Source organism: Micromonospora parastrephiae, assembly GCF_016802865.1.
In the GTDB taxonomy this organism is placed as follows: Bacteria; Actinomycetota; Actinomycetes; order Mycobacteriales; family Micromonosporaceae; genus Micromonospora; species Micromonospora parastrephiae.
The window spans coordinates 1-18,204 of the sequence record NZ_JAEVHM010000118.1; the positions used below are offsets into that span (position 1 = coordinate 1).

Sequence of the window (18,204 nt, forward strand, 5' to 3'; positions counted from 1 at the left end):
GTCCCGTCCGGACGAGTCGGCCACCGTCGAGCCGGAGCCGGAGCCGGAGCCGGAGCCGGAGCCGGAGCATCTTGGCGGGGAACCGCCCCTCCGGGGCCCGGAATTTTCCGAGATCTCGGTTGAGCACGGCGCGGTCGCGCCAGGCGCGGGTGCGGCCGGGGAGGGCTCGGCGGGGGAGTCGGGCTCCGCTGGGGACGTACCCCGGCGGCAGTGGCGGGGCGGCGGCGGGTGACGGCCGCGCCGGAGCCGGCGCCGGAGTTGTCCGACGCCGAGCTGCGCGCGCGCTGGAGGCGATCTTGCTGGTGGTGGACGAGCCGGTCAGCGAGCTGGTCCTGGCCCAGGTGCTGGAACAGCCGGCCGAGCGGATCGGTCCGATGCTCGACGAGATCGCCGCCGGCTACACGGCCGCCGGGCACGGGTTCGAGCTGCGCCGGGCGGCCGGCGGTTGGCGGCTGTACACCGGCCGGAATACGCTACGTACGTCGAGCGGTTCGTGTTGGACGGGCAGTCGGTCCGGCTGACCCAGGCGGCGTTGGAAACCCTCGCCGTGGTCGCTTACAAGCAGCCCGTGACGCGTTCGCGCATCTCGGCCATCCGGGGTGTGAACTGCGACGGGGTCATCCGTACGCTGGTGACCCGCGGCCTGGTCGAGGAGTGCGGCACCGAAACGGACAGCGGGGCGTTCCTCTACCGGACCACCACGCTGTTCCTGGAGAAGCTCGGGCTGAACACCGTCGACGAACTGCCACCGCTCGCCCCTTTCCTGCCCGACGACGTAGAAGAGCTTGCCGATGCGACCCGATAACCGTTCCCCGAAACCCGACGCCCCCGTCTACGAGGGGGCGGAGCGCCTGCAGAAGGTGCTCGCCGCCGCCGGCGTGGGTTCCCGGCGTGCCTGCGAGGACCTGATCTTCCGGCGCCGCGTCACCGTGGACGGGCGGGTCGCCAAGCTCGGCGACAAGGTCGACCCGGCGACCGCCGTGATCCACGTGGACGGGGAACGCCTCCAGGTCGACGTTCGCCTGGTCTACGTGGCGATGAACAAGCCGCGCGGGGTGGTCACCACCATGGCGGACGACAAGGGACGCAACGAGCTGGCCGAGTTCATCGGCAACCGGGTGGAGCAGCGGGTCTACCACGTCGGGCGGCTCGATGCGGACAGCGAGGGCCTGCTGCTGCTCACCAACGACGGCACCCTCGCCCACAAGCTCATGCATCCCTCGTACGAGGTGCTGAAGACCTACCTCGCGGAGGTGGTCGGGCCGATCCCGCGCAACCTGAGCAAGCGGCTGTTGGCCGGCGTGGAGCTGGAGGACGGGCCGGTCAAGGTCGACTCGTTCAAGGTGGTGGACACCCTGGGTAAAACCGCCCAGGTGGAGCTGAGCCTGCACGAGGGCCGCAAGCACATCGTCCGGCGGCTGATGGACGAGGTCGGGCACCCGGTCACCCGGCTGGTGCGTACCGCGATCGGGCCCATCCGATTGGGTGACCTGCGGACGGGGCGGATCCGGCGGCTCACCAACGCCGAGGTCGCCGCCCTGTTCCAAGCGGTGGGTGACTGAGCCCACGGGATCCGGGTACGGCTGCCGGTAGGCTCCGTGACGGCCGGGCGCGGCCGCTCGGGTGGCGTGGGTCGCCTCCGGCGGCGTCGCGCGCGGGTCCGGCACGGACCCCGGGCATGATTGATGACGATGGACAACCGCTTGCGGCGCCAGCACCGGGCGATCCGTGAGGTACGGGCTGAGGAGGACACGGTGGAGGAAAACGTACGGACCGGGCGATGTGTGGTCGCTGTGGATGGGCCGTCCGGTTCGGGTAAGTCCACCGTCTCGCGGTGTCTCGCCGCCGGCATCGGTGCGCGCTACCTGGACACCGGGGCCATGTACCGGGCGATCACGTGGGCCGTTCTGCGTTCCGGCGTGGATCTCACCGACTCCGCCTCGGTGGCGAAGGTCGCCGGCGAGGTGGACCTGCGCATCGGCACCGACCCGCAGGGATACGCGGTGACCGTCGACGGCGTGAGCGTGGACGCGGACATCCGTGGCCCCGAGGTGACCGGGGCGGTCTCCGCCGTCGCCGCGGTGCCGGCCGTCCGCGAGCTGCTGGTCGCCCGACAGCGCGAGATGATCGTCAACGCGGTCCGGATGGTCGTCGAGGGCCGTGACATCGGCTCGGTCGTGGCGCCGGACGCCGACCTGAAGGTCTTCCTGACCGCCTCCGAGGCGGCCCGCGCGGCCCGACGCAGCGCCGAGGACGCCGCCGACGTGGCGGCCACGGCCGCCGACCTGGCCCGCCGGGACCGGCTCGACTCGACCCGCAAGATCAACCCACTGGCCCAGGCGCCGGACGCGGTCGTGCTGGACACCACCGAGCTGGGCATCGACGAGGTCGTGGCGCGGCTGCGTGACCTCCTCACCGAGCGGGGTGTGGCATGAGTAGCGACGGTGGTGGGTGGATCGAGCTGCGTGAGCCCGACGTCACCCTCGAGGAGCCGACCGGCCCGCAGCCGGTGGTGGCCGTGGTCGGCCGTCCCAACGTGGGCAAGTCCACACTGGTCAACCGGATCATCGGCCGTCGGCAGGCGGTCGTCGAGGACGTCCCCGGGGTGACCCGGGACCGGGTGCCGTACGACGCGCAGTGGAACGGCCGGTCGTTCACCGTGGTGGACACCGGCGGCTGGGAACCGGATGCGAAGGATCGGGCCGCGGCCATCGCGGCGCAGGCCGAGACGGCGGTCGTGACCGCCGACGTGGTGCTCTTCGTGGTCGACGCGATGGTCGGCTCCACCGACGTGGACGAGGCCGCGGTGAAGATGCTGCGGCGCAGCGCCAAGCCGGTGATCCTGGTGGCGAACAAGGCCGACAACACCTCCATCGAGATGGAGGCCACCTCGCTGTGGTCGCTCGGCCTCGGCGAGCCGTTCCCGGTGTCCGCGCTGCACGGGCGCGGCTCCGGCGACCTGCTGGACGCCATCCTCGCGGCGCTGCCGGAGGCCCCGGCGATTGTCGAGAACCGTCCGCGCGGGCCACGCCGGGTGGCGCTGGTCGGCCGGCCGAACGTGGGCAAGTCCAGCCTGCTCAACCGGTTCTCCGGCGAGGAGCGGGCAGTCGTCGACTCGGTCGCCGGCACCACTGTGGACCCGGTCGACAGCCTGGTCGACATCGGCGGTCAGACCTGGCAGTTGGTTGACACGGCCGGGCTGCGCAAGCGGGTCGGCAAGGCCAGCGGCACCGAGTACTACGCCAGCCTGCGCACCGCCGGCGCGATCGAGGCCGCCGAGGTGGCCGTGGTGCTCCTGGACTCCAGCGAGCCGATCAGCGAGCAGGACCAGCGGATCTTGTCGATGGTGACCGAGGCCGGCCGGGCGCTGGTCATCGCGTTCAACAAGTGGGACCTGGTCGACGCGGACCGCCGCTACTACCTGGACAAGGAGATCGACCGGGAGCTGCGCCGCATCCCCTGGGCGATCCGGTTGAACCTGTCGGCGATGACCGGCCGCGCGGTGGACAAGCTGGCCCCGGCCCTCAACAAGGCCCTGGCCAGCTGGGAAACCCGGGTGCCGACGGCACAGCTCAACCAGTGGCTGACGGCGCTCGTGCAGGCCACCCCGCACCCGGTGCGCGGCGGGCGGGCACCGCGGATCCTGTTCGCCACCCAGGCCGGGGTGGCGCCGCCGCGGTTCGTGCTCTTCACCACCGGCCCACTCGACGCCGGCTACCAACGCTTCGTCGAGCGCAAGCTCCGCGAGGAGTTCGGGTACGAGGGCAGCCCCATCGAGATCTCGGTCCGCCCGCGCAAGAAGCTCGGCCCCGGCGGCCGAGGCAAGGCACACGGCTGAGCCGTACCGGCCTGTTCTCCGGACAATGCCGGATGGGTGCTCGGTGGCCCATCCGGCATTTCCCACCCCACCCTCCTAGGACGCTCTAGGGGTTGTGCGGTGGTTCGAACCGGACGCGTCCCGGGTGGGGCCTGTGCGGACGAGCCGGGGCTGCTGCGCTAAGCTGTACCGGCTGTCGCGGGGGAGACCACGCGAGGGCGGGACGTGGCGCAGCTTGGTAGCGCACTTGACTGGGGGTCAAGGGGTCGTCGGTTCGAATCCGGCCGTCCCGACAGTGGGAGGGTTTCCGCAGGTCAGCGACTTGCGGAAACCCTCAGTCCATTGCTCGGGCTCGATGCAGTGGCGTATGAGGCGCTGCTGGAACCCTTAACTCGGGTGATTTGCGAGCCGATATTGGTTGCCCCCGGCTGTGAATCGCCTGGTAGGCGTACTGCGTGAGCGTGGTGTGGTCGCTGCTGGACCTTTTAACGGCAGGCGATTTTGGACATCAGGGCATGATCCCGCTGCGCCGCTCGCTCCACCACCCAGCGGCGGTTGATAAGCACGAACTATGAGGTCTTGTCGGCGCCGCTGCGGCGGTTCTCATCGCCCGGTGGGCCAAGGATGGGGCGCTGCGGGTGCTCCCCGGGACCCGGGTCTCGTCCGGGATCAGGACCGCGTCCGGGTCACCGAACCGGTGGGCGATCAACTGCCGCAGGTCGTCACGGACAGCGTCGGCGTCTCACACCGCCCCGAATAGCAGCCGCTGCATCGCGTCCGGCCGGGCGTGTCCAGCCTGCTCGGCTAACTGCCAGCACGTCTTCACCTCAAGATCGGACAGCAGGCCCGTCACGAACGCCGCCGCCGTGCGACGAGGCTCCACCCGCCCAGACCGGCCTGCCGAACGAGTCGAGTACCTCGGCCAGAATCCGCTGCCACCGGTCAGGGTTTACGCTGTGGCGCTCGGCCGCACGATCTCCGTTAGGTCCATAGCCGTTGATGATCGGCGGTGGTTTATCGAGGCGAGGGCGATATGGGCACGTTTGGAACCGGGCCGTTCAGCAGTGACGGCGCGCTGGACTTCCTTGACGAACTCGCCGAGCGACCGCTACAACAGCGCGCCGAGGCATTACGGCACATGCTCGGCTACGTCCTTGCCAACCGCGACCTCCTCTGGCGGGAGTACTTCCCCGACCAAGTAGTCGCGGCGGCAGCCCTCGTGGCCACTACCCTGCCCGGCGGCGAGCACCTACAGCACCGCCTTATGCAAGTGTCCGACGAATCAAGCGCAGTGATCCTGCCCGAGCCAGCGCCGGACCTTGCCACGTCCGCACTCGAAGCGCTGCACTTCGTGGCCGGTCCCGGCGGACCCTGGCATCAAGGATGGACGACCGAGATCGACCAGGCCGAGGCGCGGCAAACCATCGACGGTCTCACCGCCATCCTCCAAGCAGCAGCGCACTCGTAAGACCACCAGACACACCAGGTCGACCGAAGATCGCGATCGGCGGCGGGGCTGTCTCGCTAACGATGTTTCCGGCGATGGTCGGTGGGCAGGGCGGTCGGAGCGGGTGGCGGCACCAGCCGGCTCGGTAGTCCGGTCAGCAGTCCCTGCGCCGAGACCGGTGCGGCGACCTCGGCGGATGCCGGTGACCGGGTGGCGTTCGTCCGCCAGAGCGTCACTCCGGCGGCGCCGCCGATCAGCACTCCGGCCACCGCGACCGCAAGCCATCGCCGGCGTCGGTGTGGTCCCGGCGGCGTAACGGGTGTTGGTCCCGGTGCCGTGGATTCCATTGTCGTTCCCCCGATCCGGGCGCCGTGCCCCGCGCACAGCAGACGCGAGATGCGCCGAAGGGTCAACGGCCCGCTCGGACCCGACTCCCAATCGTGATCTTGGACGTGTCCCCGTCTCCCGTGACCACCTCGCAGAGTCGGGCGGCGAACGCCGCCGGGCCTGGGCGGAGCCGATGCGACAGCCGAGAATCACGGTCGGTGCGACACGGAGCGCGTCAGCAACTGGCCGAAAGTTGCGATTGCACCGCTCAGTGCGAGCCTTCTTCGACACCGCCCCGACCGCCGTGGGTGTGCGGGATCGGCCATCGGGGACCTCGAATCCACACGCAATGCGCGCGACGTGGCTCGTCGGCTCGGGGCATCTTCGGCGCTCCAATCGGCAGCGTGATTGCGCCGTCCGGCCGCTCTGTTCTCGCCGCGCCGTGGGTAGCACGCGTCTGGTGAGTCGTCGTCCTTGGCTCATCGGCCTGGTCGTGCCAGCACGGGCGGCGGCGCCGCGCATCGGATGGGGACCTGACGTGGTGCGGGATTGACGGTCAGCGCCAGCCGACGAAGAGCCCCCGAGAGGAGGGTGGGCCGGCGAGGAGCGTGCTCGCTGTCGACTATGACAATAGACAGCCACTCAGCCGATGAAGGGCTAAAGCGATCTTTGGGATCTTCGGCGACCGAGTGGACCTCTGCTCACGGTTCTGTGGCTTAGGTCACTTCGATCCGCATGTTGATCACGGTGGGTGATGCGGTCAGCCCACGGCCACTATTCAATCGATGTTAATGCATACGCGGTGGTCTCGGGTGATGCAGCTTCGTCGGTGACCGCTCCGAGAGGGCTGCGGAACCAGTGAGCGGCTAGCTATGGTCCGGCCCACTGTTCCTTGATCGATTGGGTGTGACGTGGACCGTCGGCGGCGTCGTGGGCTGGCTGTGTGGGTGGCGGCGTTGACGGCCGTGACCGCGGTTGCGGTGCCCGATCCGGGCCGTGCCGCTGCTGCTGCCGCCCCGGTCTGCGTGGGGGTGGCCGGCTCTGACGCCGAAGCCTTGGCGCTAGCCGCCTCCTGTGGTCAGCCGGTGGTGGTGGACAGCTCGCGAACAGAACTCACGCAGGTGACGGCGCAGCCGGATGGGAGGCTTCGGTTTGAGGCCTCAGTCGTTCCGCAACGCACCCGCAAAGCCGGCACGTGGACCGATGTTGATCTGGGTCTTGCCCGTGCGGAAGATGGCACTTGGCGGCCGTCGGCGGCTGTCGCCGATGTGGCCTTCTCCGGTGGTGGCGCTGCGCCGCTGGTGACGCTTCGCCGTGATGGCAAGACGATGACCTTGTCGTGGCCTGGTGGGGCCTTGCCGACGCCGAGCGTGTCGGGTGACTCGGCCACCTACCCGGAGGTGTTGGCCGGTGTGGATCTGGTGGTGCGGGCCACTGCGACCGGGTTCACCCACGCGTTGGTCATCAAGTCGGCTGCGGCCGCGGCGAACCCGGCGCTGCGCGAGATCCGGTTCGGGCTCGGAGGTGACCCCCAGGTGAGTCTCGGTCCGGACGGGCGGCTGCAGGCCGCGGTCGGTCGGAGCGTGATCGCCTCGTCGGAGCCGGCGGTCATGTGGGACTCGCGCGTTGATCCTGGTGCGGGGAAGTCGGCGCCGTTGCGGGCGTCCGAGCAGCGGTCGGCCTCGACGGCTGAGGCTGCGGCGACGCGGCGCAGGTCGCGCCGGTCGCGGTGGAGTTGTCCGGTGGGCATCTGGTGCTGCGCCCCGACGAGGAGTTGTTGACCTCGACGAGCGCGGTGTTTCCGATGTTCGTCGATCCGGCCTGGTCGGTCTACAAAGCCAAGTGGGCCTACGCCACCGACAACGGCTCCACGAACACGGACTACTCCTCTGCGCGGGTCGGCCTGAACCCGGACACGGGCGCGTTGTATCGGTCGTTCTTCGAGTTCTCAACGACCGCGAACGGTGTGTCGCTCAAGGGCAAGCACATCCAGTCGGCGTACGTGCAGATGAAGCTGGACCACTCCGCGTCCTGCAGCAACACCGTCGCCTCGATGTACCTGACGCCGTCGATCAACGCGACGATGAAGGCCACCTGGTCAAAAATGACCTTGAAGGGCTTTCTGGATGACGCGTCGGGTCACGCGAACGAGGCCGGGGGTTGTGGGTCGACTCAGCCTGACATGATCATGAACTTTTCGGGCGGCGAGGTGACGAAGCAGATGCAGGCCGCCGCGACGGGCAACTGGAACTCCTTCCCGGTGGGGTTCACGGCCCGCGCCGCGAACGGATCGGGTGAGTCGACCGAGGATCGGTGGAAGAAGTTCTATCCGGCCGACGCCATGCTGATCGTTGATTACGACACCAAGCCAGGGGCGCCCAACGGGCTGCAGGCCGCTGGGGTGGCCTGCCCGAGCGGGGGTGTGGTGACCATCGGTACGTTGAGTCCGACCTTCTCGGCGGTGTTCCCCGACGCTGACCCCGCGGACTCGTTGACGGCGTCGTTCGAGTGGATCGAGGTGCCGGGCGGCGGTATCGGCGCCGTGACGGACACCTACCCGGCGCGCAAGTCCCCGCCGCCGAACAAGAGTGGTATCACCCCGAACTCCCGGACGACCAGCGCCGCGGTATCCGTCGGCAGCACGGCGCACGCGTACGCGTTCCGCGCCAGGGGCACGGACAAGGAGCCGTACTCGTTGACCGGCCCGTGGTCGGGGTGGTGCGTGCTCGTCGTGGATACCTCGGTGCCCGCGGTGACGGCGCGGATGGTGACGGTGCCAGCGGGGCCGGGCCTGAGGGGCCGGGTGCGTATCGAGTCCACTGACACCGACGTGACGAAGTTCCAGTACGGCTGGGACGCCGCGACGAAAGAGGTGGCGGCTCAGGGCAGCAGCCCGAAGTACGCCGAGGTCGACCTGACCGCGATGAGCTTCGGGCGCAACGTGTTGTTCGTGAAGGCCATCGACGCGACCTTGAACGAGGGCAACGGATCGGTCGAGTTCACCGTCCGGCACCCGTCCGGGCCTGTGGCGAAGTGGGGCCTGGAGACGTATCCGGGTATGAGTCAGGCCGCGGCGTTGGCTGACGGCAAGCCGGAGCCGGTCAACTCCCCGCTGATCCCGAGCAACGTCACCTGGTCGAATGACCTCCGGATTGTCGACGGGCAGACCGCCACCCTCGACCGAACTGATGCGTTCCTGTCGACGTCCGCGCCGGTAATCGACACGTCGAGGTCGTACAGCGTCGCGACGTGGGTCCGCCTGACCAGCGTGCCGACGTACAACATGGCCATCGCGACGCAAAGCGGCGAGTGCACCTTCGGGTTCTTTTTCGGCATCGTGCAGAGTGGCGGCCCGAAGTGGAACGTGACAACCCGCAACGGCGACTGCGCCGGCTCCGAGTGGACCTCGTTGACGTCGCCGACCGCGATCACCGCCGATGATGTCAATCGGTGGAGACATGTCGCGTTCTCCTACGACGAGGCCGCTCGCACCCTGACCCTGTTCATCGACGGATCCCCGGTCGCGTCCACACCGTGGACGGCGGCGTGGAATGCCCGAGGCCCCTTCCACGTGGGCCGTGACTGGGCCACCGGATCTGGTGTGTCGGGCAACTTCTTCACCGGAGGCGTGGCCGACGTTCAGGTCTTTGACCGCGTGCTCGTGGCGCAGGACTTTACCGGTCAACTCGCGACCGATCCCGGGTCGAGTGGCTTCAACGAGGCCGGAATCCTGTCGCCGGTACAGGTCGGTGATTGGGACTTCGAGTTCGCCCAGCCGTGTTACATGTCTGACTGGAGGGACACCTGCCAGGCCCGTGATTCGGTGACTCTGTGGGACCGGTGGCTGGCGCTGACCAAGGGCGCTGATGTTGCTGCCGGATATGGCGGTGGGCAGGGTTTGTGGCTCGACCATCTGTACTTCCCGGACGACGGCAACAACGAGATCACGGAGGAGTACGGGCGCTCCGCCATCAAGCTCGCGCCGACTACCGATGGCGACGGTAACGAGCTGAACGTGTGGCAGGAGAAGCCGGTGCTGCGCACCGATGACTCGTTCACCATGTCGGCCTGGGTGGTGGCAGACGCCGAGGGCATGCGCACCGCGGTGTCCCAGCGAGGTGCGCATCAGAGTGCCGCCTGGTTGAAGTTCCAGTCCGATACTGGCAAGTGGCTGTTCGCCGTCAGCGACGAGGACACCCCAACCACGCCCATGATGACGGTGCAGTCCCAGAACCCGGCAGCCGTTGGTGTCTGGACGCACCTGGCCGGTGTGTATGACGCGGGCCGCAGCGAGATGCGCCTCTACGTCAACGGTGTCCTGGAAAGCACCCAGCCTCTTGCCTTCACGCCGATGGCGTCGAGCGGACCGTTGTTGGTGGGCCGCACGTTGTGGAACGACCAGGTCGTGGATCAGTGGGTTGGCGGCATCGATAACGTCGCGGTGTTTCAGGGCGCGATGACCGACACCGCGATGTTCGACTGGTACAACGCGCAAGTCCCGGGAACCCCTGGCACGAACACCCTGGCTGAGGGGGAGATCCTTACCGCTGGCCAGTATCTGCGCTCGGATGTCGCTAACTACCAGCTGCTGATGCAGGACGACGGCAACCTGGTCCTCAGCCAAGCCGGCTTCCCCATCTGGGACACCAGCACCTGGAACAATCCCGGCGCCTACGCCACCCTGCACATCGACGGCAACCTCGTGGTTTACCGCGGTGATGGCACACCGTTGTGGGCGACCAATACCGCGGGCACGGCCGCGAACCAACTGGTGCTGCGCGACAACGGTGACCTGATGCTCGTCGACCCTGGCGGCGCGGTCATCTGGCGCCGGTGACCCGCCGGTAGGCCACCTGCTGCTCGGCCCGTGCTCGCCGGGGCCGAGCAGGCGAGATCGAGGTCCGTGGTCTGGCAACGACCGGGTCGCCTTTTTCGAATTCCCCCAAGCTTTGTCGTGGTTGTTGGAGAGGAACAGCTCATGTCGGCACGGTCTGTGCGCGGCCTACGGCGGGTGCGCCGGAGTCAACTCGGTACGAGCGGCCGGCGGTTGACGCTGGTCGGGTCGTTGGTCGCGTCGCTGGTGCTGTCCCTGGCGCCTTACGTGCCGGCGCAGGCGGCGGCACCTCGGCAGCCGTCAAAGCCGCCTGCGGAGAAGCTGGACCGTGACGGCGGCCCGGTGGCCAGAGGCAAGGCCTGGCAGCAGAGCAGGGTCGCCCCCGCCCCCACGCCAGCGCCTAAGTGGCCTGCTTCCGCAGCCGCACGGGTCGACCTCCCGACAGCCTCAGCCCGCACGGCCAGCGGCCGCGGTGTCCAAGCTGGCGCGCTGCCGGTCTGGGTCGACCGCGGTACCGGCAAGGCAGGCGAGCCGCTCGCCCAACTCGACGTGAAGATCGTGGACCGGGCTACCCTCCCGCAGGCCTGGCGCGACGGCCTGATGATGCAGCTGACCGCCCCGCCGGGCGCGCCGACCGGCGTGGCGAAGGTCTCGGTCAACTACGACTCCTTCCGGCACGCGGCCGGCGGGTCCTGGGCGTCGCGCCTGCGGTTGTGGCAGGTCCCCGAATGCGCCTTGACCAATCCCGCCAGCCCGAGCTGCCGGTCGGTGCCGCTGCGCACCTCCAACGACACCGCCGCGGGGATCGCGACCGCCGAGGTCGGCGTCACGTCTGGGTCTGGGGCGTCCGGCTCGTTCCTAATGCTGGCCGCCGGAGCCGCAGGGTCCGACGGTGACTTCAGCGCGACCAGCCTGGCTCCCTCGTCCACCTGGTCGAGTGGCGGCAGCGCTGGCGACTTCTCGTGGAACTACCCGTTGCGCATGCCTCCGGCGACCGGTCCGGCGCCGTCGATCGCGTTGAGCTACTCCTCGTCTGCCGTGGATGGCCGCTCGGAGGTGACGAACAACCAGCCGTCGTGGATCGGTGAGGGCTTCGACTACTCGTCCGGCTATGTCGAGCGGCGGTATGTGCCCTGCGCTGACGACCTGAAGAACGGGGCGAACAACACCGAGAGCAGCGGTGACCAGTGTTGGCGTTCGGACAACGCGACCTTGAGCCTCAATGGCCACGGCGGTGAGTTGATTTACCAGGTCGGTAAGGGTTGGCATTCCCGCGGCGAGGACGGCTCGAAGATCGAGAAGCTGACGGGCGCGGGCAACGGCGATACCGGTGACCCGACCTACGGTGACGTCGGTGAGTACTGGAAGGTGACCACCACCGATGGCACCCAGTACTTCTTCGGTCTGCACAACCTGCCGGGCCAGACGACGGCAACGGATTCCACCCTGACGGTGCCGGTGTTCGGTAACCACACGGGCGAGCCGTGTCACAAGAGCACTTTCGCCGGGTCGGACTGTGTGCAGGCGTGGCGGTGGAACCTCGACTACGTCGTCGACGTGCGCGGTAACACCATGTCGTTCTGGTACGGCAAGGAGACCAACAAGTACGCGCGTAACTTCACCGACGCCGATGACGTGACCTACGACCGGGCTGGTTACCTGAAGCGCATCGACTACGGCACGTACGACCGAACGAGCGCGACGCACGGTGTCACCGAGCGCAGCACCGCCCCGTACGCGCAGGTCCTGTTTGAGACGGACATGCGCTGCTTCACCAGCTGTGGCACCGAGGCCGCCCCGGTGGAGGCGAATTGGGAAGACACCCCGTGGGACCAGGAGTGCAAGGCATCGGCTACCTCCTGCTCCCAGCAGTACTCGCCGACGTTCTGGACCGCCAAGCGGTTGAAGACCGTCACCACTCAGGTGTGGGATACCACCAGGTCAACCCCGGACTGGCAGCCGGTTGAGTCGTGGACCCTGTCGCACACGTTCTCGGCGACGGCTGATTCCACGCACGGGGGACTGTGGCTGGACCGGATCGACCACGCGGGTCTGGTTGGCGCCGCCATCAACCTGCCGCCGGTGACGTTCGGTGCGGAGTCGCTGGCGAATCGGGTCTTGACCGAGCACGGCGCCACTGACAACTGGTTGCGGCTGTCCAGCATCGTCACCGAGACCGGCGCCCGCATCAAAGTCGACTATTCGAAACCCGAGTGCACTGCCGCGATCGTGGCCGCCCTGGCGCCGCACGACAACACGTGGCGCTGCTACCCGGTGAAGGTGCCGGACCCGAACGACCCGACGGGCAAAGCGCTGGTCACCGAGTGGTGGCACAAGTACCGGGTCGAGCACGTGGCCGAGGACGACGTGCAGATCCCCAAGGGATACTCGCCGAGCAAGCACACCTGGTACGAGTACATGGGCTCCCCGGCGTGGCACTTCGACGACGATGACGGTCTGACCAGGCCGGACCGCAAGACGTGGGGCCAGTGGCGCGGCTACTCGCAGGTCAACACGCGCGTCGGTGACGACGGCAGTCCGCGGACGCTGGCTGTCACGACGTTCATGCGCGGGATGCACGGCGACAAGCTCAGCCCCTCAGGTGGCACGCGTAGCGTGACGGTGCCTGCGTCGCTGGGCTCGGAAACCGTCTACGACGAGGACCAGTTCGCCGGGCAGGTCCGGGAGCAGGTTGTCTACAACGGCGTCGCCACCAAGCCAGTCTCGAAGACGGTGAACGTGCCCTGGCGGTCGAAGCCCACCGCGAGCCGCACCATCAACGGTGACCTGGTGGAGGCGCGGTTCGTCAACACGCAGACGACCTACGCCGCGACCGCGCTGGGCGTGGACGGCTCTCGAGGATGGCGTACCTCGCGCGGCACGAACAGCTTCGACGACACCTACGGCACGACGACGTGGTCCCAGGACGACGGTGAATTCCCCAAGACCGGCGACGAAAACTGCATCACCTACGCCTACAACCGCAACCTGAGCAAGAACCTCACGCGGGTCGTCAAACAGACCACGACCACCGCGCTAGCCTGCGACAAGAGTCCCGCCAGCGTCGACGACGTCATCTCCGACGCCCGCACGTACTACGACGGTGCGACCAGCGTCGACACCGCACCCACGTTCGGATCACCGACCAAGTCCGAAGAGCTCAAGGACTGGATTCCCGGCACCGGGACGGACTGGCAAACCACCTCGCAAGCCACCTACGACTACGCGGGCCGGCAACGAACCTCGACCGACATCAAGGGCAACGTCACCACCACCGAGTACACCCCGGCCGTTGGCGGCCCGATCACCCAGGTCACCAGCACGAACCAATTGAACTGGAAGTCCACGACAGCGACGAGTTCATACTGGGGTTCGACCACAAAGAGCACTGACCCTAACGGGAAGGTGACCTCCGAGGCGGCCTACGACGCGCTCGGACGCGTGTCCAAGGTATGGACGCAGGGATGGACGAGCGCCGCCAACCCGAACGCGCCGTCGGCGCGGTACACCTACACCTTCGCCGCTGGACGAGACACGTACCCCTACGTCGCCTCGCAAAGCTTGAACGCGGACGGCAAATACATCACCTCTTACCAAATCCTCGACGGGTTGATGCGCCCCCGGCAGACCCAGTCGCTCTCGCTGGGCGGCGGCAGCGACCGGGTGGTCACCGACACCATCTACGACGAGTACGGGCGCGCGGCGGCAAGCTACGGCGCCCACGCCGAGCCCGGCGCACCGTCAGGGGCGCTGTGGTGGGAACCGGACTGGTCCCTACCCGCGGTAACCAGGACCGTGTTCGACCAAGCCTCCCGGCCCACGAACAGCATCTTCCTGGCCGGCGACGGCATCACGAACCTGGTCGAGAAGTGGCGCACCGTCACCAGCTTCGAGGGCGACCTGACCAAGGTCACTCCGCCCGAGGGTGGCACCCCCACCACGACGGTCACCGATATCGAGGACCGAACCGTCGCCCTGCGCCAACACACCACGCCCGCTGGTGTCAACGGCGCCTACCTCGAGACGACGTACGCGTTCAACCGCAAGGGCCAGGCGACAAGAAACATCGACTCCGCCGGAAACCAGTGGACCAGCGAGTACGACGCCAAGGGCCGCCCCTGGAGGACCACCGACCCGGACAAGGGCACGACCACCAGCACCTTCAACGACGACGACTCCGTGAAACAGACCGTCGACGCCCGCGGTAAGGCACTGTGGTACGGCTACGACCAGCTGGGCCGCAAGACGCAGCTGCGCGATGATTCAGCAACCGGACGAGTGCGTACCGAGTGGAAGTACGACACCCTCTTCAGCGGCAAGCCCGGATTCAAGGGGCAGCTGACTCAGAGCATCCGCTACGAATACGATTCCGCTGGTAAGGCGAGCGCCTACAAATGGCAGGCTACCGGCTTCACTGAGCGTTACCAGCCCAGTGGCGCCAACTATGTGATCCCGCCTGTGGAGACCGGTCTCGACGCGACCTACCCCTTCGGCTACGGGTACTCCGATTTTACTGGCGCCCCCACGTCGATCTCCTACCCGTCTGGCGGCGGCCTGGTCACCGAGCAAGTGACCACCGACTACGACGCCACCACCGGAATGCCGATCAGGCTGGACACCAGCATTACCGGTTCCCCCATCCCCGACACCATGGCGACCGCCACCTACACCGCCTACGGCGAGCGTAAGGGCTCGATCTACAAGGTCCCCGGAAACAGCGACTCCTTCACCCAAGACACCGTCTACCGAGACGAAGCGACCCGCCGAATCGAGCGGACTATCGTCGAGCGGTCCTCGGCCGCCGGCACCGTCTTGGACCGCCACTACTCCTACAAAAAAGCCGGCAACTTCGAGTCGATTGCCGACACCCCGGAGATCGGCCAAGCCGACATCCAATGCTTCCGCGACGACGCCCTGGGGCGCGTGACGACCGCCTGGACTCCGAAGACCGGGGTTTCCTGCGCTGTGGACCCCGTCCTCGACAATCTGGGCGGGCCGGCACCGTACTGGCAGGACTGGACCGTCAACGACACCGGTAGCCGGCTCACCGAAACCAGCCACACCAGCAGCGGGGACACCACCCGCAGCTACGTCGTCCCGGACGGCGGCCCAGACGTCGTACGACCGCACGCCGTCACCCAGATGACCACAGACGCGCCCGGACAGCCGGCAGTTGTCGCCAAGTACGAGTACGACGAGGCGGGTAATACCACCTGCCGGCCCTCGGGCGCCACGGCGAACACCTGCGACGCCTCCAAGGCCGGCAGCCACACACTGACCTGGGACGCCGAAGGCAAACTCGCCACCGTCGTCTCCAGCGGCAACACCATCGAGACCAACATCTACGACGCCGACGGCGTCCGACTCATCCGCCGCGACACCACCGGCACCACCCTGTACCTGCCGGGACAGGAACTGCGCCGTGAAGGCGGCGTCATCACCGGCACCCGTTACTACAGCTTCGCCGGCAACGTCTGCGCCTCTCGTACCGCGGGATCAGCGGTCACCGACCTGACCTGGCTCTACAGCGACCACCAAGGCACCCAACAACTGTCCATCAACGCCGGCACGCAGAAGGTCGATGTCCGGTGGCAAACCCCCTACGGCGGACCCCGCGGGGCGAGCACGACGTGGGTCAACGGCAAGGGCTTCGTTGGCGGTGACATCGACCCCACCAACCTGACCAACATCGGAGCCCGCCAGTACGACCAGACGCTGGGCCGGTTCATCTCGGTCGACCCCGTCATGGATCTGTCCAGCCCGCAGCAGTGGAACGCCTACTCCTACGCCAACAACAGCCCCATCACCTCCAGCGACCCCACCGGCCTGAACCCCTTCGACGCGCAATGGGACGGCGCACCACCGTCGAAGCACTCGCAGCAGAACATGGAATCCGCGTACGGCACGGTCGCGTACAACTCGTCCACCCGACCCCCGAGCGTCGAAGATCAAGTCGCCGCGCAACAGGCGCAGGTGCGCCAACAAGCCGAACGCAAACAACGCGAATGCCGCGCTAGCTTCTGGTGCCGCCACGCCGGCACCGTCGGCCTTGTCGCCGGCGTCGCCGCAGGTGTCATCGTCGGCGGAATCTGCACCGCCGGCAGCTGGGGGTTAGGCGCAGTCGGCTGTGCCGCGATCGGGGGCTTCGTCGGCGGTGCTGTGAGTTCCCTCGTCACCGACGGACTCGACGCCGAAGACGAAAGCATCTGGCAGCTCGCAGGCGGGGCGATAGGCGAAGGACTTCTCGGGGCCGCATTTGGCGCCGGGGCTGTTCTTTTGGGCGCTGCCGCCTTCGGTGGAGGCGTCGCCGTCACCTCTGGAATGGGCCTAAGAGCCAGCGGCCAGATGGCGATGGGTGCGATGCGGTCAAGCGTTAGCGGCACTGGCCGAGGTGCCGCGGGCGGCCTTCGAGGATGCGTCAACAGCTTCGTGCCCGGCACCGCGGTCGTCCTGGCCGACGGCACCGCCAAAGCGATCGAAGAGATTGCGGTAGGCGATAGCGTCCTAGCTACCGACCCCGAGACCGGCCAAACGCTGCCGGAGACGGTCGCGGCCACGATCGTCGGCCAAGGCACGAAGAACCTCGTGAAGATCACCACCGACGGGGACGGCGGAGATGCGAGCGGCACGCTGATCGCCACCGACAATCACCCGTTCTGGGTCCCCGACCGGGGCCAATGGCGCGACGCCACCGACCTGCAACCCGGGCAATGGCTGCAAACCTCCGCCGGCACACGCGTGCAGATCACGGCCGTGCAACGCTGGACCCAGAACGCCCGGGTCCACAACCTCAGCGTTACCAACATCCACACGTACTATGTGATAGCCGGCAACGAGCCGGTCCTCGTACACAACTGCGGTGGTGCCACGTTCGTGGCGGACGCAAGCGGAACCGTAGTGCCCACAGGCGCTTCGCGGCTGGAGTCAGGATTGCAGGCGGCGGTCGACGCGGGAGAGGCTGGATTTAGCACCTTCCCCACGCGTTCGGCAGGTACGGGCTTCCAGCTGCCGGACGGCAGTAGGATCCGCATTATGCAGCCGTCGGCAAATGGAAATGCGGGACTTCGAGCCTCGTTCACGAACGGCGCCGATGCGCCGGTCAGTCCATTCACAGGCAGGCCGGTGCAGCCGCCGAGGGGCGTGAATCCGAAGCAGTATGTCCGGTCTCGGACGCACATTGAGTTGGAGCCATAGTGTTCCCGTGGATAGAGGACATCAGGGCGTTCCTCCCGCTCACGGTTGCCGCTGTCGAGGCGGATGGCGATGGCGTATGTCTCAGCGGTAACCAATGGCGCCTACGTGTTAACACAAACTGGCGTGTCTCTGCAACTGAAATCACTGCAATGTCTCCGTCAATTTCGGGGAATGTCGCGAAGGGTCAAGATCTTTACGACCTGATTGGAGATGAGGTCGTTCAAGTAAGCACGCAGACGCGTGATGTTGGGCTCGATCTAATTTTAAGAACCCGAACCGGGCGCATCTTCGAAATCCTTAGTGATTATCCCTATGGAGAGTGGATATTCTCAGTGTGGCGCCCCGAAGACGAGCGACAGGTGCCCGTTTTTGACCTCGAAGGACCTGTGGCGCCTGATCTCACCTGAAGCCAATTGTTCGGTCCCGTCTTCAGCTACGCACAGTGAGGGCGGGACGTCCAGCGCGGATGAGGGTGCCATGGTGCGAGCATGTCGCCGTCACGGTTGCCGTCAGGAAGTTAGACGCATAGTGGTAAATCGATGGCCCCTCCCTGCCGCGCGATCCTGGTCGCCACGGCGTCGAGCC

At 67.4% G+C, this 18,204-nt stretch carries 9 protein-coding genes, 1 tRNA gene and 2 pseudogenes; 10 read left to right on the forward strand and 2 right to left on the reverse strand.

Going from position 1 to position 18,204, the window contains the following annotated elements; translation table 11 throughout:
- The 5 genes and pseudogenes from scpB to JNW91_RS21030 all read left to right on the forward strand — a co-directional run.
- Positions 1–805, forward strand: a pseudogene (gene scpB, locus JNW91_RS21010) (SMC-Scp complex subunit ScpB); the annotation flags it as partial.
- Positions 792–1,562, forward strand: a complete 771-nt coding sequence (locus tag JNW91_RS21015; RefSeq protein WP_203177216.1) for a pseudouridine synthase — start codon at positions 792–794, stop codon at positions 1,560–1,562. The pseudogene scpB and the gene JNW91_RS21015, both read left to right, overlap by 14 nt.
- A gap of 192 nt (positions 1,563–1,754) precedes the next feature.
- The gene (cmk, locus tag JNW91_RS21020; protein WP_203177220.1) at positions 1,755–2,435 is read left to right on the forward strand and encodes a (d)CMP kinase; all 681 of its coding nucleotides are present in this window, start codon (positions 1,755–1,757) and stop codon (positions 2,433–2,435) included.
- Positions 2,432–3,838: a ribosome biogenesis GTPase Der gene (gene der, locus JNW91_RS21025; RefSeq protein ID WP_238425408.1), complete on the forward strand. Its 1,407-nt coding sequence runs from the start codon at positions 2,432–2,434 to the stop codon at positions 3,836–3,838. The genes cmk and der overlap by 4 nt, the downstream gene beginning before the upstream one ends.
- 198 nt (positions 3,839–4,036) lie before the next feature.
- Positions 4,037–4,110 (forward strand) — tRNA-Pro (locus JNW91_RS21030).
- Between the two features lie 362 nt (positions 4,111–4,472).
- On the opposite strand, the pseudogene JNW91_RS34185 reads toward JNW91_RS21030, so the two are convergent.
- Positions 4,473–4,743: pseudogene (locus JNW91_RS34185) on the reverse strand (transposase); the annotation flags it as partial.
- Between the two features lie 107 nt (positions 4,744–4,850).
- Here JNW91_RS34185 and JNW91_RS21035 point away from each other — a divergent pair.
- Positions 4,851–5,285: a DUF4259 domain-containing protein gene (locus tag JNW91_RS21035; RefSeq protein ID WP_203177217.1), complete on the forward strand. Its 435-nt coding sequence runs from the start codon at positions 4,851–4,853 to the stop codon at positions 5,283–5,285.
- 56 nt (positions 5,286–5,341) lie between these two features.
- Here JNW91_RS21035 and JNW91_RS21040 read toward each other — a convergent pair whose 3' ends face one another.
- Positions 5,342–5,533 (reverse strand): hypothetical protein, encoded by a 192-nt coding sequence (locus JNW91_RS21040; RefSeq protein WP_203177218.1) that lies wholly within the window; start codon positions 5,531–5,533, stop codon positions 5,342–5,344.
- A 1,014-nt stretch (positions 5,534–6,547) separates the two neighbouring features.
- Here JNW91_RS21040 and JNW91_RS32540 point away from each other — a divergent pair.
- The 4 genes from JNW91_RS32540 (at position 6,548) to JNW91_RS32545 (ending at position 18,026) form a co-directional block, all read left to right on the forward strand.
- Entirely contained in the window at positions 6,548–7,372 is an 825-nt protein-coding gene (locus tag JNW91_RS32540; RefSeq protein WP_238425410.1) for a hypothetical protein, read from the forward strand.
- A complete protein-coding gene (locus tag JNW91_RS21045; protein WP_309244437.1) occupies positions 7,321–10,428 on the forward strand; it encodes a LamG-like jellyroll fold domain-containing protein in 3,108 nt (1,035 codons plus the stop codon). The genes JNW91_RS32540 and JNW91_RS21045 overlap by 52 nt, the downstream gene beginning before the upstream one ends.
- Before the next feature lie 141 nt (positions 10,429–10,569).
- The gene (locus JNW91_RS21050; RefSeq protein ID WP_203177219.1) at positions 10,570–17,619 is read left to right on the forward strand and encodes a polymorphic toxin-type HINT domain-containing protein; all 7,050 of its coding nucleotides are present in this window, start codon (positions 10,570–10,572) and stop codon (positions 17,617–17,619) included.
- Positions 17,619–18,026 carry a hypothetical protein gene (locus tag JNW91_RS32545; protein ID WP_238425411.1) on the forward strand — a complete coding sequence of 136 codons (408 nt, stop codon included), beginning with the start codon at positions 17,619–17,621 and terminating at the stop codon, positions 18,024–18,026. Before JNW91_RS21050 ends, JNW91_RS32545 begins: the two co-directional genes overlap by 1 nt.
- Positions 18,027–18,204 lie beyond the last annotated feature (178 nt).

Coding starts and splice junctions, on each gene's coding strand:
- JNW91_RS21015 (WP_203177216.1), top strand. CDS start 792: ATGCGACCCGATAACCGTTCCCCGAAACCCGACGCCCCCGTCTACGAG.
- der (WP_238425408.1), top strand. CDS start 2,432: ATGAGTAGCGACGGTGGTGGGTGGATCGAGCTGCGTGAGCCCGACGTC.
- JNW91_RS21035 (WP_203177217.1), top strand. CDS start 4,851: ATGGGCACGTTTGGAACCGGGCCGTTCAGCAGTGACGGCGCGCTGGAC.
- JNW91_RS21050 (WP_203177219.1), top strand. CDS start 10,570: ATGTCGGCACGGTCTGTGCGCGGCCTACGGCGGGTGCGCCGGAGTCAA.